Origin of the sequence: Anabaena sp. PCC 7938 (assembly GCF_049315035.1) — a bacterium.
In the GTDB taxonomy this organism is placed as follows: domain Bacteria; phylum Cyanobacteriota; class Cyanobacteriia; order Cyanobacteriales; family Nostocaceae; genus Anabaena; species Anabaena cylindrica.
On sequence record NZ_CP186034.1, the window covers coordinates 5,384,945 to 5,404,316 of the forward strand.

The 19,372-nt window shown below is 41.0% G+C and carries 17 protein-coding genes and 1 tRNA gene; 5 read left to right on the forward strand and 13 right to left on the reverse strand.

Going from position 1 to position 19,372, the window contains the following annotated elements:
• Positions 1-126 precede the first annotated feature (126 nt).
• The 4 genes from ACOWPH_RS24100 to ACOWPH_RS24115 form a co-directional block, all read right to left on the reverse strand.
• Positions 127-3,303, reverse strand: coding sequence for a methyl-accepting chemotaxis protein (locus ACOWPH_RS24100; protein ID WP_250855146.1), 3,177 nt, complete (start codon positions 3,301-3,303; stop codon positions 127-129).
• 16 nt (positions 3,304-3,319) lie between these two features.
• Complete coding sequence (locus tag ACOWPH_RS24105; RefSeq protein WP_015212646.1) at positions 3,320-3,847, reverse strand: chemotaxis protein CheW; 528 nt, start codon at positions 3,845-3,847, stop codon at positions 3,320-3,322.
• Between the two features lie 32 nt (positions 3,848-3,879).
• Positions 3,880-4,245, reverse strand: a complete 366-nt coding sequence (locus ACOWPH_RS24110) for a response regulator transcription factor (protein WP_015212647.1) — start codon at positions 4,243-4,245, stop codon at positions 3,880-3,882.
• 199 nt (positions 4,246-4,444) lie between these two features.
• Entirely contained in the window at positions 4,445-5,650 is a 1,206-nt protein-coding gene (locus ACOWPH_RS24115; protein ID WP_015212648.1) for a response regulator, read from the reverse strand.
• A 380-nt stretch (positions 5,651-6,030) separates the two neighbouring features.
• Between ACOWPH_RS24115 and hmpF the strand changes: the two genes are divergently transcribed.
• Complete coding sequence (hmpF, locus tag ACOWPH_RS24120; protein ID WP_015212649.1) at positions 6,031-7,782, forward strand: pilus motility taxis protein HmpF; 1,752 nt, start codon at positions 6,031-6,033, stop codon at positions 7,780-7,782.
• Positions 7,783-7,821: 39 nt separating this feature from the next.
• Here the strand turns inward: hmpF and tilS are convergent, their stop codons facing one another.
• The 8 genes from tilS to ACOWPH_RS24160 form a co-directional block, all read right to left on the reverse strand.
• Positions 7,822-8,835, reverse strand: a complete 1,014-nt coding sequence (tilS, locus tag ACOWPH_RS24125; protein ID WP_015212650.1) for a tRNA lysidine(34) synthetase TilS — start codon at positions 8,833-8,835, stop codon at positions 7,822-7,824.
• 24 nt (positions 8,836-8,859) lie between these two features.
• Positions 8,860-9,150 (reverse strand): hypothetical protein, encoded by a 291-nt coding sequence (locus ACOWPH_RS24130; protein WP_015212651.1) that lies wholly within the window; start codon positions 9,148-9,150, stop codon positions 8,860-8,862.
• 165 nt (positions 9,151-9,315) lie between these two features.
• Positions 9,316-9,621, reverse strand: a complete 306-nt coding sequence (locus ACOWPH_RS24135) for a hypothetical protein (RefSeq protein WP_015212652.1) — start codon at positions 9,619-9,621, stop codon at positions 9,316-9,318.
• Between the two features lie 367 nt (positions 9,622-9,988).
• Positions 9,989-11,041: a c-type cytochrome biogenesis protein CcsB gene (ccsB, locus tag ACOWPH_RS24140; RefSeq protein ID WP_015212653.1), complete on the reverse strand. Its 1,053-nt coding sequence runs from the start codon at positions 11,039-11,041 to the stop codon at positions 9,989-9,991.
• Between the two features lie 330 nt (positions 11,042-11,371).
• A complete protein-coding gene (locus ACOWPH_RS24145) occupies positions 11,372-13,084 on the reverse strand; it encodes a DUF3352 domain-containing protein (protein ID WP_015212654.1) in 1,713 nt (570 codons plus the stop codon).
• A 181-nt stretch (positions 13,085-13,265) separates the two neighbouring features.
• Positions 13,266-14,216 carry a WD40 repeat domain-containing protein gene (locus ACOWPH_RS24150; RefSeq protein ID WP_015212655.1) on the reverse strand — a complete coding sequence of 317 codons (951 nt, stop codon included), beginning with the start codon at positions 14,214-14,216 and terminating at the stop codon, positions 13,266-13,268.
• Positions 14,217-14,411: 195 nt separating this feature from the next.
• Positions 14,412-15,023, reverse strand: a complete 612-nt coding sequence (locus ACOWPH_RS24155) for a chorismate lyase (protein WP_015212656.1) — start codon at positions 15,021-15,023, stop codon at positions 14,412-14,414.
• A 114-nt stretch (positions 15,024-15,137) separates the two neighbouring features.
• A tRNA-Leu gene (locus ACOWPH_RS24160) sits at positions 15,138-15,218 on the reverse strand.
• A 346-nt stretch (positions 15,219-15,564) separates the two neighbouring features.
• Here ACOWPH_RS24160 and accC point away from each other — a divergent pair.
• Positions 15,565-16,911: an acetyl-CoA carboxylase biotin carboxylase subunit gene (gene accC, locus ACOWPH_RS24165; RefSeq protein WP_015212657.1), complete on the forward strand. Its 1,347-nt coding sequence runs from the start codon at positions 15,565-15,567 to the stop codon at positions 16,909-16,911.
• Positions 16,912-16,997: 86 nt separating this feature from the next.
• Here the strand turns inward: accC and ACOWPH_RS24170 are convergent, their stop codons facing one another.
• Positions 16,998-17,291: a YggT family protein gene (locus tag ACOWPH_RS24170; RefSeq protein ID WP_015212658.1), complete on the reverse strand. Its 294-nt coding sequence runs from the start codon at positions 17,289-17,291 to the stop codon at positions 16,998-17,000.
• 174 nt (positions 17,292-17,465) lie between these two features.
• Here ACOWPH_RS24170 and psbX point away from each other — a divergent pair, with 174 nt between their 5' ends.
• The 3 genes from psbX (at position 17,466) to ACOWPH_RS24185 (ending at position 19,276) form a co-directional block, all read left to right on the forward strand.
• Positions 17,466-17,585 (forward strand): photosystem II reaction center X protein, encoded by a 120-nt coding sequence (psbX, locus tag ACOWPH_RS24175; RefSeq protein ID WP_015212659.1) that lies wholly within the window; start codon positions 17,466-17,468, stop codon positions 17,583-17,585.
• A gap of 180 nt (positions 17,586-17,765) precedes the next feature.
• Positions 17,766-18,677, forward strand: coding sequence for a Ycf66 family protein (locus tag ACOWPH_RS24180; RefSeq protein ID WP_015212660.1), 912 nt, complete (start codon positions 17,766-17,768; stop codon positions 18,675-18,677).
• Positions 18,678-18,724: 47 nt separating this feature from the next.
• Positions 18,725-19,276, forward strand: coding sequence for a TolB family protein (locus ACOWPH_RS24185; protein ID WP_085930356.1), 552 nt, complete (start codon positions 18,725-18,727; stop codon positions 19,274-19,276).
• Positions 19,277-19,372 lie beyond the last annotated feature (96 nt).

Sequence of the window (19,372 nt, forward strand, 5' to 3'; positions counted from 1 at the left end):
GAATAAAGGATTAATGATTAAGGCTGTAGATCCCCCGATGACAGCTTCCCGTACTCAACATGAGAATCCTCAAGGTAGAATCGGTGATGAAGCATGAATCATAGTTCATGCTTCATTTTGCATCTTTTACCTGGATTCAATGGTTTCCACTCGGAAGCGTTCCACAGAAGCAATCAAGTCACGAGATACCCCTACTAGGTGTTGTAAGGCTCCTGAAACTCGCTGTGCTTCTTGAGAGGTTTCTTGGGCTGTGAGTTCCACTGATTGCATTACCTGAGCTACAGCACGAGATGTTTCCGTTTGTTCTACGGTGTCACTGGTAATTGAGCGCACCAACCGATCAATATGATCGGCTACTTGAATGATATTTTCTAGCGATCGCTTGGCTTCTTCTGCTAATCTTGTCCCTTGAATTACTTGTTGTGTACCTTCTTCCATCGCTGTCATTACAGAACTGGTTTCGCTCTGGATTTGCATCACGATTTGTTCAATCTCTTTTAAAGATTTGGCAGATTTGTCTGCTAACTGACGCACTTCATCGGCGACAATTGCAAACCCTCGTCCAGCGTCTCCGGCTCTTGCTGCCTCAATACTGGCGTTTAGTGCCAATAAGTTGGTACGAGAAGCAATCTGGGAAACCAAGGCCACAATAGAGTTAATTTCTTGGGATGATTCTGCTAATCGTTTAACTTTGCGGGTGGTTTCCGCTACTGTTTCCCGAATTTCCAAAATCCCCGCCACGGTATTTTCTACTGCTTCCCCTCCTTTAAGTGCGATCGTACTAGCATCACGAGCAACAGTTTCTGCTTCTTTTGCCGCTACTGCTACCTGTTGGATAGATTCAGTCATCACTTGCACGGAATTCAGGGTGACAGCCAACTCTTCTGCTTGGCGCAAAGCATCCCCAGATAAGGCTCTAGCGAAGGTTTCCGAGTTAGTTGAGCCTTTGGTTACTTCTCTGGCAGCCACTTTCACCTGTTGCACAATATCCCGCAGGTTTTGAATGGTCAGGTTAAAAGCATCAGCTACGGCTCCTAGCACATCGGCTGTCACCTCAGCTTGGACTGTAAGATCTCCTCTCGCAGCTCCTTCTACATCGTCCAAAAGGCGAATTACCTGGCGTTGCAGGTTTTCTTTCGCTTCTTCTTGCTCAACCGCTTTCCTTTGAGCTTCATTGGTAGTCGTGAAAATTACCCGCGACATATCGTTGAAGCTAGTGGCTAAGTATCCTAATTCATCTTCGGAATAAACTGTGGCTTGAACATTCAGATTCCCCTCCCGGACAGCATCAAACTGTGTTTGCAGGTCTTTGGTAGTGCGCCGAATTTGCTTGAGTGTGAGATTCCCCATGAAGCCTGCTGTTGCTCCCCCAGCAATTCCCGCTGCTACAGCCATTGCCCAGCCTGTATTCCGCACTGAAACCCGGTGTTCAGCTGGAGAAATTTGCATAGCTCCAAAGTTAATTACAGCAGCTACCATTGCTGAGGTGAAACCCACTGTTCCAGCGATCCACAATTGCTTTGTTTCTAGAGAAGCATTCTCAAAAAATGCAAACAAGCCTTGCTCAACACTGACGCTAGGTTCTAGCTTAGAAGCATCTGATTCAGTAAATACAGGTACTGCTTCTTGCGCCCCAGTAATCGAGAACAGTTCCTCATCACGGTCAATACTGTTATCGGTCTCTTCATTAAAACTATGGCTATTTGTACCACCAAAACTATGGCTATTTGTACCACCAAAATTATGGCTATTTGTACTTCTGATTCCCTGTGATTGAGATAATGAATCCACATCGCTGTAGCTAGAACTTCCAGTCAGATCAAAGCTAGGAATATTACCTAAATCATCAAAATCGTCAAAATCATCTAAAAACTGGATATTATTTTTAGAATTCTCTCCCCGTGAGATACTCGAAATACTATGGATATCTTCATCATCAGGAAAACCTTCTGAGCCAAAGGCAGACTCAAAGGCCTCTAAATCGAAATTATCATCATCAAAGTTATCTTGTTTCTGCTTGGTATTTAAGTTAATCGACTCGTTACGACGCTCAAAATTACTGTTCCAAGACGAGGATATTTCCGTATTTAAATTTGATTCTTGTGCAGTCTCTATTTCCTCAGGGATTTGAGATAATGAATTATCTAAACCGCTCAAATATGTATGTTCAGTGCTGTCTCTGAAATCATTTTTGATTAAATTATTAGGTATTTCTTGTTCATCATAAATACCAACGTTTATTTCCTCCGAACTATGGTTGTCAAAGTCAAAATTCCCCATACTTGTATTTTCAAAGTCTGATGAATCTTGTTCCATCAATAATTCAGGCGTATGTTCCCAATTCTTGACGGTGTTGATCTCCTCCGAATTATGGTTGGCAAAGTCAAAATTGCCCACACTTATATCTTCAAAGTCTGATGAATCTTGTTCCATCAATAATTCAGGTGTACGTTCCCAATTATTGATTTCTCCAAAATGTGAATTTGTCTGCTCGTCTTTTATTCCTGAAAATTCCTGAGCAGAATTGACTTCAATCTCAGCAAAAGGATTATTCTCTCCTGAATTTCCGATATTCCCTGTTGAAATATCTTCTTGCCAAAATGGAGGTAATTCCAAAGCTCCTGATGCCTCACCACTATCAATACTTGGTATCGGCTCTAAAGTCAGGGGTAGGTCGAAAGCTCCTAATTCTCCATTATCACTGATGCCATTTGCATCTGCACCTTTTAATGGCTGATCTAAGGCGAAAGGATCATCACCAAAAGCCATGACGTTATTTGGTATTTGATCAAATTCTAGATCGCCTAAATGGCTATCAAAGAGATTATCCTGGGATATATCTTTGAGGGCATTATCAGATGGTTGATATTCACCAAAGGATTGCAGATCAAAGTTGCTGTCATCAAAATCTCCAGCAACTCCTAAATCTAATAATTCTGCATCATTTGCTACCAGACCATTAGACATTTCTCTAGAATTGATTGGCTCATCATTGTCTATTAATAATTCTCCTCCCCCAAATGACTGTAAGTATTGATTGATATTCTCAAGGTAACTAGTGGCAGAACCAATAATTTCTTCATCATCTGTTAAATGAGATACCTGCTCGTATTCGGTTTTTGCTATCTCAAACTGCTGCAAAACATAGTAGATGTGTCCTCTTAACAGATGAGAGTTTGGGTCATCTGGTAAATTTTGCACCACTTGGTCTACTAAAGTAGCTGCAACTTCATAGTCTCCTTCTGTATAAGCTTTTACGGCTTGCTGATATTTTGAATTGTGATCATCTATATTTACTACCATTTCCTCCCTCCCGACTTCATCCTGCCCACCGCGCACTTCGCAAAATAGCTGTTTGATCTATTAGTCTTAGATACTTGTTATTTTTAGTATCTAACCATTCTCCACGCAAAAATGGAGCCATAGTATCTGGTACGTTATTTGATGGCATCAGATACTGTACATCAAGCCAGCCCATTCCACAGATTTGCTCTACTCCTAAACCTACTATTATGTCTTGATCTTCAATAGCAATTACTGGTATCTCAGATCTATCCGTGTTTAATGCAGTTCCCTCCCCCAAAAATTGTCCTAAATCTGCCACCCAAATTAGTCTTCCTCGCAAATTTAGAGTACCCAAAAGCAAGGGAGAAGCATTAGGAATCGGAGTGATTCGATCTGGACTGAGTTCGATAACTTCCCGAATCCCAGTGGCTTGCAATGCAAACTCCTGGTACGAGGGAAGGTAAAATCTTAAATGTAACTCACCTTCGGGACTTTCTAGTTGTAATTCCGGGCGAAATTGATCTTGACCACTACCACTTAAAAAGTCTGGTTTGCTAACCATATTTTTTCATCTGTTGTTATTTTTATTGACTTTTATCCTCGCAGCAGTTGTTTGACTGTTCCTACCAATTCAGTTGGTTGAAATGGTTTGGCTATGTAAGCGTCGGCTCCCTGTTTCATTCCCCAGTAGCGATCAAATTCTTCCCCTTTGGAAGAACACATGACTACAGGCACATTTTGGGTTTTAGGATCAGATTTTAACCGCCGACACAGTTCGTAACCATTCATGCGGGGCATGACAATATCCAAAACTACTAAATCGGGAGGTTTGCTTTGAATTGCTTCTAAAGCTTCTACTCCGTCACAAGCATGAGCAACCGTTAAACCACTTGCTTTCAGGAGGTCTGTAATCATCTCCCTTTGAGCAATACTGTCTTCAACAATCAGAACTGTACTCATAAATACCTATCTACCTCCTGATTTAGACTTTGTGTTTCTAGAATGAATATTCATTGGTTTTCTAACAAATATTAACTGTATAAATTAATTCTAGTATTGTAATAATTTACTGATTCTAGACATCTTACTGGAGTTAGCTGATTCTGTGATAACATTTTTTACCCTATGTTTGAGCAAATCCACAAGTCTTGTATTCCGTTTATATTCCCACACCAGAATCTATGTTGATATATTTTTCGACCAGCATCAGTAATTCTGTATCTGAAAATGGCTTTGTTAAATAATCTGTAGCTCCAACCATCCTAGCTCTGACACGATCAATAAATCCTTCTTTCCCTGTCAGCATAATAATTGGGATCAGCCGAAATGCTGTGGAATGTCGCAGCATGGCACAAATTTCGTAACCGTCTAATTCCGGCATAGCGATGTCGCATAAAATTAAATCTGGCTTGAGTTGAAAAACTAGGCTGAGGGCTTCTAAGGGTTTGGTGATGCAGATTGCTTCATAGCCCTGTGGGTTTAAGATTGACTCTACAGTTTGGCAGATGGCGATCGCATCTTCAATACATACTATCCGTCCTTTGTTCTGATCTAGTTGCTTCCCATTTGGTATTTGATTGCTAGGGCTATCAGTCACAGAATATACTAATTGTAGCCACCCCTGTTGTACGTAAGGATATATGACTTTGGCAACGGTTAAAATGTCACGGTTGAGATAACGAGCTAATTGCCGTAGGGATGTTTTACCATCTGCCCAATGTTGTAACTTATTAACTGTTGATGCTGGTAATGAGTGGCGAAATCTTTCTATATCAGCCAGTACTGGCAACTGTTCTGGCGATTGAATATGGGGATATAATTGTTTCCATTCTTGTACTTGTTTAGTGATTTTTGTTACTAAAGTATTTATTTCCAAGCTAGTTAATTGTGGAACAAGTGCTGTACCTAAATCAAAAATGAAACTACCTTGATGTAAACTCAACAGATCAAAGAGTGTCTCATGTACTAGGCCATGAATGATATTGCGAGCTATTTTTGGGGTAATAATATTCTGCTCTAGAAGCGCCCAAATGTACGCATACTCTGGAGAATTCGTAGATTCTAAGGTAGCAAGTTGCGTTTTATTAAGTCGCCGCTCAACTCGATAATGACGCAAGTAATCGTCAATCCGAGATAAACTACTTTCACCCGCTTGACAATAGACTATTTGACCATTCAGGAAAAATACAAACCACGACAGTGGTTTACTCTCTCCCGACGAACGATACTTGAGAGTGTCTTCTCCACTCAGTTTGTGAGTTGGGTAAGAATAATGCGCTTGTACCCACAACTGTCCAGTTCTTTGTCCTAAGGAAATCAGTTGTAGGATACTGTAAATGTCAATTTCGTTTAAATTTCCCTGCATTTAGCTAAAAAACCCTCCGTGGCATTCTAGAGAGATTACTATCTCAATTGTTACTTTCAGTTTTTTCATGTTGCAACTCAGGTTAAGATGACCTAGACAAGTAGTCTCAAAAGCCAAACATGATCCTTTTATGATCAATGACTGACAAACTTAGTGTTCACACGGTAGTCATAATTACTATCATGGGTACAGGATATAAAAGATGCGACATTGCCGCGTCTACCAAATATCAAGATATATCAAGATGTGAGATATCACTTCCATAAAATAGTTTTGTTTATCTTGTGCTGTTAAACTGAGGTTAAACAAGACAAGTTAACAGAATAATTTAAGATATATCCCAAAACACGGACGTAAAGTGCATCAAAAGGACTAGCGGTGTGCTGTATTTAGCAGAAGTACAAAAGCAGAAAGGCGGCTTACTCAGTGGTGGTTCTAAAACAGAACTAAAACTACTAGCTTGTCAACGAAGCGACCAGAATTGGAACACTGTATCAGAAGAAACTATCACTGCGGAAGAAGCAGGTAAATTGAACGATGGCGCACTAGTACTAGTGGAACTGAGTCCCAATCGCCAAGTGCAGCGGATTCAAGAGGCTGGCCGTCCCCTAGTCAACATTTTGCAGAATTTTTCCCGCCAGATGGAAAAATTTAAGCTCAAAGAAGACGAAATTGACCAGTGGAAGCAGTCGCTCATGTTTCAAGTCCAAGAGCTAAATCGCCGCGAAATGGACATGGAATCAAGATTAGAACAACTGCAACAACTGGAAAATGATGTTCAACGCCTGGAAACACAAAAACACGAAGTAGAAACATCCCGTGAGCAAATTGAAAAGTTGCAAGCGGAAGTTGAACGCAATCGTCAGGAATTAGAAGGTGCTTGGGAGCATTTACGGGGAGAACAGCGTCGTCTAGATGAGATCAAAGCAAATGCCCCCCAGGGTTCAGTTTTGGGTGAGGAGCAAAGTCGGCTCATTGCTGATTTACTCAAGCGCTTGTCTACGAATGACATTAGTTCCACTGGAACATTACGGGAAGACCTTGATCGTGCTTTTGAACTGATCGAACAGCAACAAGCTACTCTTAACCCACATTGGCAACAACTAGAGTCGCAACTGACTTTAGCTCATCAACAGCAAGAGGAAGTTGAACAAATTTCCCAAACTGTGCGCGATCGCCAAACTGAAATACTTTCTTTAGAGCAACAACTAGTTCAGTTCCAACTGACTACCGCCACGCTGAAAAATAAAGAGGAGTTTTCTGCCATACTCAAACAGCAGTTGCAAAATCAAGAAGATTTATACCAACAAACCCAGGCTTTGGTAGCAACGGCTGGTAATTTAGCTGTCGAACAGCAAGTCGATGTGGAAGCTTTGCAGACAATTCCCCTGGAAGAACTGCAAAAGATGGTAGCAGAAGACCAGGAAAAATTGCACCAAGACTCTATTTTTGTTCAAGAACAAGAACAAGAACTCAATTACAAACAAGAAAGTATAGAAGAACTACAAACAAAGATACAGCAAGCATCAGGGGAAGATTTAAAAAATTTAGAAGCAGAACTAGCAGATGAAGAACTCCTGTACCAGATGCTCAATGATAGTTTGGAAGGACAACGCCGTAATTTAATAGATCGACAAAAAACTCTAACGCGTAACCAAAATATCCTTTTGCAACGACAAGGACAAACTGTTGTCCATTCTCCAGATGAGAACAATATTAATTTAGAGTCAATTCTCGCCCAAATTGATTACCAACGACAACAATACTCCCAAGAACTACAAAAGCTCGAAAGTGAGATTTCGCAACTGATTGCCGAACTGGAGATGAACCAGGAGGGCATTGATCATCAAAACTTTGTACTAGATGAAAAACGCCAAGAACTCAAAACCATAGAAGCAAAATTACTCACCTTGCAAACAACCAATTATCAATGCTGGGGTAGAGTCAATCTCTATCAAGAAGCATTACAACCTATTCAAGATTGCTTGGATGGTTTACGGGATAAGCTGCAAGCGATATCTAATTCTTTGGCTCATGTTCAAGAAACTGGTGATTCTCAAGTTCAGACTATTACTGAAATGCGCCAAACTCTCCAGAGTTTGATACCCAATTTACAGTTGATTGCTTCATAGCAAAAGTCAAGAATGAAGGATGAATTACAATATCACCCTTTATTCTTTATCTTTTTTTATAAAAATCCAGCTATCTTGTACCATTGCGATCGCACCACCAGGAAAAGGATCGGTTTGGGAACGATTTGGGGCTGTAATTAAAGCCGTTAATTTCTCGATATGTTCAAAGTTGGGAGCATTGGGTAATATTTCTAGCAGCACCTGACGCATGACACGACGTTGCAGGGCTAGATGTGCTTTCTGCAATACGCGCCGATTTAACCTCAGAGGATGGTTGAGATGATTTCCTCCCATTTCCCCATTTTTCCCTCCTTCCATTGCTTCTTCCCGCAAATTAAGGGCTGCCTGTTCTAAATATTCCACCTCTGCTTGCAACAGTTCGGCAGTTTGGGCTAAATTTGATTCTACTTGGGGATTGAAATTTTCTTTTAAATATGGTAAAAGTTCTTGGCGAATGCGGTTTCGCGCATATTTTAAATTTTGATTTGTGGAATCTTCCCAAATTGGCAAGTTAAAATTTTGACAAAATTCCTCTGTTTGGGAACGAGTAATTTCTAACAATGGACGCATTAACAGAATGTTATCAGCTAGTGGACGTTGCCAAGTTAAAGCTTGTAAACCATCTGCGCCAGTACCACGTATTAGATTATAAAGCAGAGTTTCCGCGCGATCGCTCGCCGTGTGTCCAGTAACGATATATTGATAATTATAATTTTGGGCAATTTTAGTTAAAGCCTGATATCGCCAACTTCTGGCTGTAGCTTCACTATTAACAGGATTTATCGCCGTTTCTAAATAAAAAGGTATATTCCAACTTTGTGCTAAATTCTGCACATGATCAGCATTAGCTTGGGAATCTTCACGCCAACGATGATCACAATGAGCAATACCTAAATTCCATCCCCATTTAGGTTGTAAATCTAATAATAATTTAATTAAGCATAAAGAATCTTGTCCACCAGAAACCGCCACTAATAACCGTTGGTTACGCTCAAATAGACGACGTGTGCGAATAGTCCGATGTATTTGGGCGTGTAATAGAGTCCATGTCATTTGGTATGTTTATTTGCACTATTTCTAAGGGTGTGGTGTGATGGTTAATATTGTTATCTCATCTTGTTCTGGCCCAGAATACCAAAATATTCTATAAGCTGCGGGAGTTTTATTTTCAACATAAGCTTCAAAAGCTTTTTCTTTATTAGGCCCTTGTAGAGAATCATATTCATGAGTTTTTAAACTGGGGTGACGTAAATTTACTTCCATCAACCCCAAAGTTTTTAATACTTTTTTATGTTTCTTAGGATCATGTATTTTTAATGTTTTTAGAACTTCTTTAGCTTCAGTTGTGAATTTTAATTTGTACTGCACTGTGAATTTACTACTAATTTCTAAAAATTATTCTTTTACTTACCAAAATGAGTTTTGATACTTGATTTGATCCATTATAAAACTGTAAACCCCCAAAAATTTTTGAATAAAAGAAGTTTAGGGGCTTTATTTTCTAACTTAATTGTAACAAATTACGAATGTTACTTAGTCATCAATTTCTAAATCTGCATACTCTGCAAAAGAACCTAAATCATGTAGTTCTCCAGCAGCAGCTTCTTGCATACCCTTTTTCAGAGAATCAGTAGCTTCTGGGTTTTTCCATAGCCACAGTTCACGTTCGGGAATATTGACTACTGGATCGAGTAATATTTGCCCTGATTTGTTCTTCATGACTCGATATTGTTTTGATGTCGCTTCAGCGCCCAATGTTAAGCGTCCTCTCTTATCAATGGATGCAGATTCTTTAATCTGTTGGAAGTTTTGATCTGAAATTATGGCTTTTGTGTCCACTTTTATTCACCTTTCAATAACCTTGATGCCAATTATTTAAATTTACGCAAAATATACTGCCCACGATAAAATACTTATCCCTAATTAACTTTTAGATAAAAAGAAGTTTTAGAAAAGCGTTTTTGTTAGGGAAGAATAATATGAAGAAGTTGGACAACAAACATTAGTATCTGAAGTTAATTGCCTAGATTATCTAATGGTTTTAGTATAGCAATAAATTAAAAAATGGGCAAATGGGTAAGTGGGCAGATGGGTAAAAAGTAGTATTGAGAATTGCGAAGCACTATTTTTTACTAAAAGTGACCTGATTTAATCGTTGGATAAAACCCCTCAACCCAAGAGTTAAGGGGATTATCGAGTAAATTGTCTAGAAAAACCAACCGTAAGAATGTAAACCTTTACCCAAAAGATTTACACCAAGATAGCAAATCCAAACCACAACAAAACCACCAGCGGCTAAAATTGCCGGTTTTCTTCCTTGCCAACCGCGAGTTATTCTAGAGTGAAGATAGGCGGCGAAAACTAACCAAGTAATTAACGCCCAAGTTTCTTTGGGGTCCCAACTCCAGTAAGATCCCCAAGCTTCATTAGCCCAAACACCACCGGCAATAATACCAATTGTCAGTAGGGGAAATCCCAAACCGATAATGCGATAACTGATATTATCCAGAGTTTCAGCTAGACTGAGGCGTTGAGGGGAAAGAGTTTCAGTAGATTCTACAGTTTGAGTTTCCGATACAGTTACCAAATCTAAAACAGCGGTTCCGTTGCCGTTATTACTGCTTTCCAAACGAGAAAAGCCATTATTTTCCACTGCGGGTGTTGGGGGTTGAGAAATCACCTCACCGGCTTTAAGTAACTTGTAACCATTGCTGCGATAGCCACCTGTACCAACGGAACTACCTTGTAGTTGAATGTTTTTTCCGTAAGTGACAATTAAAAAAGCGATCGCTAACAACGCACCTACCATTAAAGCCGAATAGCTTAACATCATCACGCTAACGTGCATCATCAGCCAATTTGACTTTAAAGCAGGTACTAATGGCTCTGACACTTGCATAGTTGATGGTAATGTCAAGGTAGCAAAAGCAGCTATTCCCATCGCTACAGGAGCAGTTACAACCCCCACCAAGCGGCTACGGCTGCTATTCTCTGCAATTAGATGGATGGCAGTAATACCCCAAGTCAGGAAAAATAGGGACTCATAGAGATTGCTTAAGGGGAAATAGCCAGCTTCAATCCATCTAGCCCCTAGTAGAGTAGCAATACACAAATTAGCGATCGCCATTCCAGCCGTCCCCAAAGCCGCAGTTGCCGATAAATTTGGAAAAGCCGCCCCCACCCAATACACCAGCATAGTGCAGAACAAGACAGCAAAAGAGGCATTATCTAGCCAGTTCTGGAGTACAACCAGATTCATAAACTCTTCTCCCCAGTAAATGCTTGAATCAATATCAGTTAAGTAATTAGACGGAGTTAGAAAATAAACCTAACTCAAATCTTAATCACTTTTCACTGAATTTAATTCCGACTATTCTGATCCTATCTAGTTTTGGTAATTGGAAACAGGTAACAGGTAACAGGGAACAGGTAACAGGGAACAGGGAACAGGGAACAGGGAACAGGGAACAGGAAGAGGATTATCTTTCTCCTACCCTCCTGCCTCCGAACTCCGAACTCCGAACTCCGAACTCCGAACTCCGAACTCCGAACTCCGAACTCCGAACTCCGAACTCCGAACTCCGAACTCCTACTTCCCAGTTTTTTTAAGTTCTAGAAAGATGTCATATCGCTGACTGCGACTATCATTAACCGCAGTTGTTAGCCCAATTGTGCGTATTGCTGCAAGCCAAGCTTGTTGACTGGGAGATGTTGTATTCAGAGTAAAGCTTTTAACAGCCCGTTCCATATCCAAGAAAAATAGACCCTTGGCTGGATTCAATTCTCTGGGGACGGTTTCTTGAAAAGCGAGAGTACTACCGAGTGTAATTTTGGGTTTGGAAACAATTTTATCGCTGATAGGAGCGCCCAGAACGAAAAAAAGTACATCTTCATCCAACCAGCCATGAGTAGCAGTTAAAGTCCCAAAAGGTGAAATCCAGTTGACAACAGGTTTACCCCCAACAGTTGCCGATTGAATCTTAAACTGGTATTGATTTTGCATCGCCTCATCTAGCTGTTTTAAGGAAGTTTCTGCCGTACTCCTTTGGCCTCCCTCACCTTTGCTTCCTACCTTTGTCATAAATACCAACCCTGCCCGAAAATTATCCGGTGAACCATCTTTTGGGGTACTAGGAATCACTGAAACTGAAAATTCACCTTTCATCCAACTTAGTAAATCCCGATCTAAATCCAAATTTGTTAACGACTTTACACCCCGTCGCACTTGTTCAGGCATCATTGGTGATAAAGGATTTCCCCTAGATGTAGAAATGTAGTCTGCCCATAACCGCTTTAAGTTACTACCAGAAAGCATCATTAAAGTTTCGCTGGGTAGGCGATTTTGCATAGTTCCAGCTTGATTTTCTACTGCCAGCACTCGCTGACTATGAGGATTTAACCAAGAAACACCCTTTAAACGGATTCCTTTCGGTTCTAAAGTGACAGTTCCCGCTAAACCTTGGTTATTTTGAAGTTGCGCTAAAACCTGGGCTGGTAAAGGACGGTTGGGAGCTTTTGCTGCTATTCTTGCTGCGATCGGCACATTGACATAAAATTGAGCAAAAGGTTGATAACTGGACATTTTTGAGAAATTTTGAACAAAGCCCCCTATGCTTGCTAAAGATGCTTTGCTTTTATAAGCATCAATCGTCCTTTCTGTGGCCTTAGCATTATCTGTAATTACGAGAAAACGCTCATCTATCAATGCTGCTGAAAGCTTTCCTCCAGCTTGTCCTTCAGTTTGTTTAATAGCGATTCCTTGATAAGTGCGGTCAATCCATTTACCTTGTTTGAGGGGTTTCGGTTGTGCCAAAATACTTTTGGCGATTTCTGGATTTTTAATTGGTAGCACCATGACTACTGATTGCTCAGAAGTAACTTCAACATTAGTGGCTACTGGTTTAGATAAAGGTTTTACGGCAGAAGAAGCCAAAATAGCGATCGTGACTTCGTCACCTACCCACGGTTGAATATCTTTCTCAAAGTTATAACCATTATTGGTGAGAAACCGTTGTTGGAGTTGTACTAAATTTTTATTCAGTTCTTTTTGAGTTTCTGATGTTCCAAACTCCTGCAATTTTTGCCATTGCTTAGTATCCGTCGTCAAGGAAACTGTAGCTAAGGCATCTTCAGGAATAATATTTGCACCCACTGGCAAATTTCTGGAAAATAGTTGTCCTTGGGCAAAAAACCAATATGCTGCACTTCCTATACCAATCAATAACCCGGCAGCTGATAGCGTTAGCACCAAAGACGGTTTCTTTTTTTTCATCATCAAATTAGACACTATAGGTGGTGCCATTGCAACTTACTACCTAACCCAACTTGCTAGTTATCTAGTTTAGTCTGGTAATTCGTAATTATCTCATCTGTCACCAGCCATAATACTTTAGTCTCTTTGGCACTTCTCTGCCTCAAGATGAGCGATCGCTAACAAAGTCACTCAATTTTGCGATCTGCTTGCAGCAGCTTCAGTATGTCATTTATCGTTTCCAGATACGTATGCCATCCTCTGCGTAACTGGCAATTATCTGCCCATTGGGCGCAATAGCCAAGTTTTCAACTTTACTTTTATGTCCTTGAAGAGTGCAAAGCATTTTATCGGATTGCCAGTCCCACACCACAAAATTTACATCATCTCCACTAACAAGTATTTTGCCATCAGGTGTCATAACGCTACGGGGTTCTCCCAGTAGATAGGGAGAATATCTACGAGGACTTTTCGGCAAAGAATAAATGACTTCATCAGTCATAACATTCCATACATTAGTATGTAAATTATTCCAATCGTGACCCTTGAATTCATTGATACTAAGTCTACAACCGCTAATAACCAAATCTGTTAGATTTACAAGTGCAACTGCATCGATCCATCGATATGGAGGCTGGGCAAAACTGCATAACTCTTGCCCCGTTAGTAAATCCCATACCTTAATAGAGGAGTGATGACTTTGACTAACTAATCTCTTTCCATCAGGACTAATGATAACCGATGAAACTATATGTTCATGTCCCTGTAGCATATGAACAACTTTCTGTGTTTGCAAATCAAATAGTTTTATCGGAATGAACGGCTTCTCACCGACTCTATGACCATAACCGCCCACAATTAGTGTATTTCCATCTGGATGAATAGCAATAGAGCCACTCGCCTCAGTAGAGAATTGTGAAACTAGTGAACCTGTTAATAGGTCATACCTCTGAATGTGATAATCATAGTTAGTAATAAATGTTGTCCAATGTGGATCGATAACTAAGGAAAAATGCAGAGGAGTTTTGTGCAGTTTATGGGAACAGATTAAAGTTCCTTCCTCTAAATCCCAAACTTTGATTATGTCATAACAGCTACTAACAAGAGTGTCTCCATCAGGGCTAATAGTGAAGCATATTAAAGACTCTGGGTGTTTCTCCAACGTGTGAAGTTGCTTATACATCTTGATTCACCTTTTTCCCCTCAGCGATCACTTCATGTCACTATTTCATCCATCAACATTAAATATGGCTTTTGGCGTAGCCTGCTGTTCTGCATATGCTTACAGGTAAAAGGGTGATTAGTCCACTTGACCGCTAGAACAGCACAGCTAAGTCTTTCCTCCAAACCCAAACCTCAAAGGTTTTCAGCCTTTTTTCTAATAACCTTGTTGTTGTCCCAAATATTTAGTTAAATAAGGCGAAAAAACCTCATAAATCAAAGTTAGAGGCTGTCCATGATGCCAAAATAAATAATGACGACCCCAAAAAGGCCCAACTTGATCAAAGCCTGACTCTAGGGCAGCTGAAGAACCACAGTAAATGCCTCTAATATCTCTATATAATTCTGTCCGAATACGAGCTAAACTTGCCCAAATCGGAAGAGAACGGTTTTGCAAAAACTCATCTACATGACTAGCTTCCCACCAGGAAGTGGCATAACCCAACCGCTGACCAGAGGAAGTACGCAGCCATACTTGTCGGCGCAGTCGTGGCCCTGGCACAGCTTGAATTAAATCGGGAGCAGCATCAGCATTCATGCCAATCAAAGCCATATCAATTACATCCACTTCTATCGGTTCACAAGTCAGTAATTGTAAATGCCGAGTTGGAGAACCATCACCCAAAAGTAGCAATTGCCATGCTGGTGCTAACTGAGTATGAGGTAAACCTTTTTGAATATCCTTCTCTCCACCTTCCCAAATAGGATTTAGGCGATGCCAAGCGGTTGGCAATGTTGAATTATTTGTGGGCGTAACAATAGTAGTCAATGTTATTTACAAAACTTCACCTATTTCTATAAAAGCATAAAAAACCCAGATTCCAATTAGAAACCTGGGTGAATTAGACAGAATAAAAGGGCGTATTGCAATACGCCCTAGAAATGCGGATGGCGAGACTCGAACTCGCAAGGCAAAGCCACACGCACCTCAAGCGTGCGCGTATACCAATTCCGCCACATCCGCAAAATTTGACTGAAATTCAATATAGCATAAAAAAAACCAATAAGGCGAATTTTTTCGCAAATTCTTTGAATGCGGGTATGAAGCTGACAGAAATATAGTTGCTGCACAAGTGATATTAAAAGTTATGGATATCTTTAAAAAGCCAAGTGAGGGAAACTGGCAACGACTGACAGCCGCAATGTTGTTAGTTTAGCTAAGATTCGGGGAGGCAAGCAATCCAATCCTGAACTCTACTAAAAATGAGGGTGGGGAATCTCCTGTTAAAATTTGCAGTAATGCGACAGCTTTATTTCAACGGGATGGGAGAGAATGTCAATCTACGTGGTACTAATATCGAAGCTAGAAAATGAAATTTGACAAAATTTTAATTGCTAATCGGGGAGAAATAGCGCTTCGCATTCTCCGAGCTTGTGAAGAAATGGGAATTGCGACAGTTGCTGTTCACTCCACCGTTGACCGGAATGCTCTCCACGTCCAACTTGCTGATGAGGCAGTTTGCATTGGTGAACCAGCCAGCAGTAAAAGTTATTTGAATATTCCCAATATTATTGCCGCTGCCTTGACGCGCAATGCTACTGCAATTCATCCTGGTTATGGCTTTTTAGCAGAAAATGCTCGATTTGCGGAAATTTGTGCTGACCACCATATTGCCTTTATTGGCCCTAGTCCCGAAGCTATTCGGTTAATGGGAGATAAGGCCACAGCCAAGGAAACCATGCAAAAAGCCGGAGTACCGACAGTACCGGGTAGTGATGGTTTGGTAGAGACTGAGCAGGAAGGAATAGCGATCGCTAAAGATATCGGCTACCCTGTAATGATTAAAGCCACAGCAGGTGGTGGTGGTCGGGGTATGAGGTTTGTCCGTTCCGAAGATGAATTCGCTAAACTTTTCCTTGCAGCCCAAGGAGAAGCAGGAGCAGCCTTTGGCAACGCCGGCGTTTATATAGAAAAATTTATCGAACGTCCGCGCCACATAGAATTTCAAATTTTGGCTGATAGCTACGGTAATGTCATCCATTTAGGTGAAAGAGATTGCTCAATTCAGCGCCGCAATCAAAAGTTACTGGAAGAAGCTCCCAGTCCAGCACTTGACTCAGATCTCCGAGAAAAAATGGGACAAGCTGCTGTCAAAGCAGCCCAATTCATCAACTACACCGGGGCAGGTACTATCGAGTTTCTCCTAGATAAATTCGGTAAATACTATTTCATGGAAATGAATACCCGCATACAAGTTGAGCATCCAGTCACAGAGATGGTGACTGGTATCGACTTACTTGTAGAACAAATCCGCATTGCCCAAGGTGAAAAACTCAATTTAACTCAAGACAAAGTTATTCTCAGGGGTCATTCCATTGAATGCCGTATCAATGCCGAAGACCCAGATCATGATTTTCGTCCCTCCCCAGGCAAAATTAGTGGTTATTTACCCCCTGGAGGACCCGGCGTGCGGATTGATTCTCATGTGTACACAGATTACCAAATTCCGCCTTATTACGACTCTCTAATTGGCAAGCTAATTGTCTGGGGGCCAGACCGGGCTACTGCTATAAACCGCATGAAACGAGCATTGCGAGAGTGTGCAATTACCGGACTCCCTACCACCATTGGGTTTCATCAAAAAATCATGGAAAATCCACAGTTTTTGGCAGGTAATGTTTACACTAATTTTGTGCAGGAAATGAAAATTCAGTAATGGGTAATGGGTAATTGGTAATGGGTACAAGCTCAGTTTCAGTTTTCCCCCTGCACCCTGCACCCCTGCCTCTTATGACCTGTCACCTAATTTACGCGCAACATCATGGTCAGTAAACCTTGCTGACCTAGTAAAATTTCTCGTACCAGGCTGAAAATACCAACCCAAATTATGGGGGTGATATCCACCCCACCAATAGGTTGTACTAGCTTTCGCAATGGCACTAAGAAGGGTTCTGTTGGCCAAGCTATCAGATTAAATGGCAAACGGTTGAGGTTCACTTGTGGATACCAAGTGAGAATGATGCGGAAAATAAACAAAAATATCATCAGTCCCAAAATGAGGCCGAGAATCAAAGAGGTCAAGTTAGCACCGGTCATTACTTTTAGTCAATATCTGTGAGTAAATATAAAATCTGGGCGTAAGCCAGAAAAGTTGAAGCTTTGTAAAGCCTTCTCTCTCATTTTAACTAAATGCTGTGGTCTCTTCTCAAGAAAGTGATACAGGATTAAGATTAAAATTAAAATGAAGTGTGTAAAAAAAGGTTGAGAATTATGACACCCTCTTTAGCAAATTTTCTTTGGAGTCTGGTTTGGGGTACTGCAATTGTAGTTATTCCAACAACAGTAGGGCTAATCTTCATTAGCCAAAAAGATAAAATCCAACGTTCATAAGGAACAGGGGAAAGGGGACAGGAAACAGATGACAGATTATTTTCCCCAATCCCCAATCCCGGTAAACAGCTTCAGAGCTTCTTTGCCAGATGCTTTGAAGCTTTCATATTATTGTCAATAGTTAGAGTAGTGATTTTAATTGTGACCCGCTAACATAGATTTGATATTGGGAAAACAGCAATGATAAATTTTGGGCTGAACTCAGCCAGTTTTTTGGCTCAGGTAAATTTTGGGGCTAACTCAGCCAGTGTACTAGGAATTTTCCTGGCTGTGGCTGGGGCAGCGCTGTATTTTCTCCGCACAGTGCGGCCAGAATTGTCACGAGATCAGGATATCTTTTTTGCAGCAGTTGGCTTATTGTGCGGTTTTATTCTCATTTTTCAAGGATGGCGATTAGATCCCATTCTGCAATTTGGTCAGTTGCTTTTAGTTGGTACTACTGTATTTTTTGCAGTTGAAAGTATTCGTCTGCGGAGTATAGCCACCCAACAAGCCAAACGAAACACTCCGATTGTCGATGATGAGCGGGAAGTAAGCAGAAAATATTCTTACTCTGAGCGACGCAATTATCAAGCGGAGATGGATGCAGATTTGGAACCCCTTCCTTATGAGGAGGAAGAACAACCTCCACGTGCTAGGATTCGCGGTAGCCGAGATGAGCGTTCAACCCGTGATGATTATTACGAGGATCAACCCCCCCGTCGTTCAGAACGCCGCAATAGCACAGAAAAGCCGGAAACTGGAGAAAGGAAACGTCGTCCTACCTCTGGTCGCTCTGCAAGTCGCCCTACTGAAAGTTATGAACAAGAAAATTGGGGTTCTGTGTCTAGGCAAGTTGATGATTGGGAAAGTCCCCAGGAGGATGTAAAAAAACAGCCCCGTCGCACTACTAATAACAGACCTCAACGCCCAGAAGTTCGTGAGGATGATGTTGCTCCTAGACCAAGAAAGCGTCGTCCACCTGCTGATTCATCTCCTCGCAGAGTTAGGGAAGATGATGAGGCTATTCCTACTGATTATGTACCGTATAACCCAATTGAAAAGCCAAATGATAGGGGAGATAATTCGACTGATTTTGATGATGATATTTAGAACAGTTGGGGGGATGGTAGTTTCAAAGGCGACGGAATGCGGTTGATGTGAGAACATTTACGTCTATGTTGTGGCTCCAAAAACCAATTTATTGGAGCCTAGTTTTTAGTTTGACTAGTTTAATTGTTTCCTGTGGTTCTGGTGATATTCCTTTAGGGGTATCTTCTCTGAACAGTCGTTATACTGAGGAACAACCATCTTTGAGTGGAAATGGTCGCTTTTTGGCTTTTGTTTCTAATCGAAATGGTAATCAGCAATTGTTGATATACGACTTGGAAACCCAAAGTTTTATTTCGACACCAGGCTTGAACCGACGGGAAACGATCGCAGAAAGTCCCAGTCTCAGCTATACAGGGCGTTATATTTGTTATTTAACTAGTGATCAAGGTAGAGCAGTTGTAGCACTTTACGATCGCGCTCTGCAAAAATCACAAATTCTCACACCGACCTATCGGGGTTGGGTGAGAAGTCCTCATATTAGCCCTGATGGACGTTATATAGTCTTTGAATCTGCCAGTCGTGGGCAATGGGATGTGGAAGTGCTAGATCGTGGTCCGACGGTGGAGTTAGATATTCCTAATGGTGCAACTGTAAAATAATTCGTAATTCGTAATTCGTAATTGGGAACAGAAATTATTGATTCTCCTCTGCTTCCCAATGCCCAATGACCAATGACCAATGACCAATGACCAATG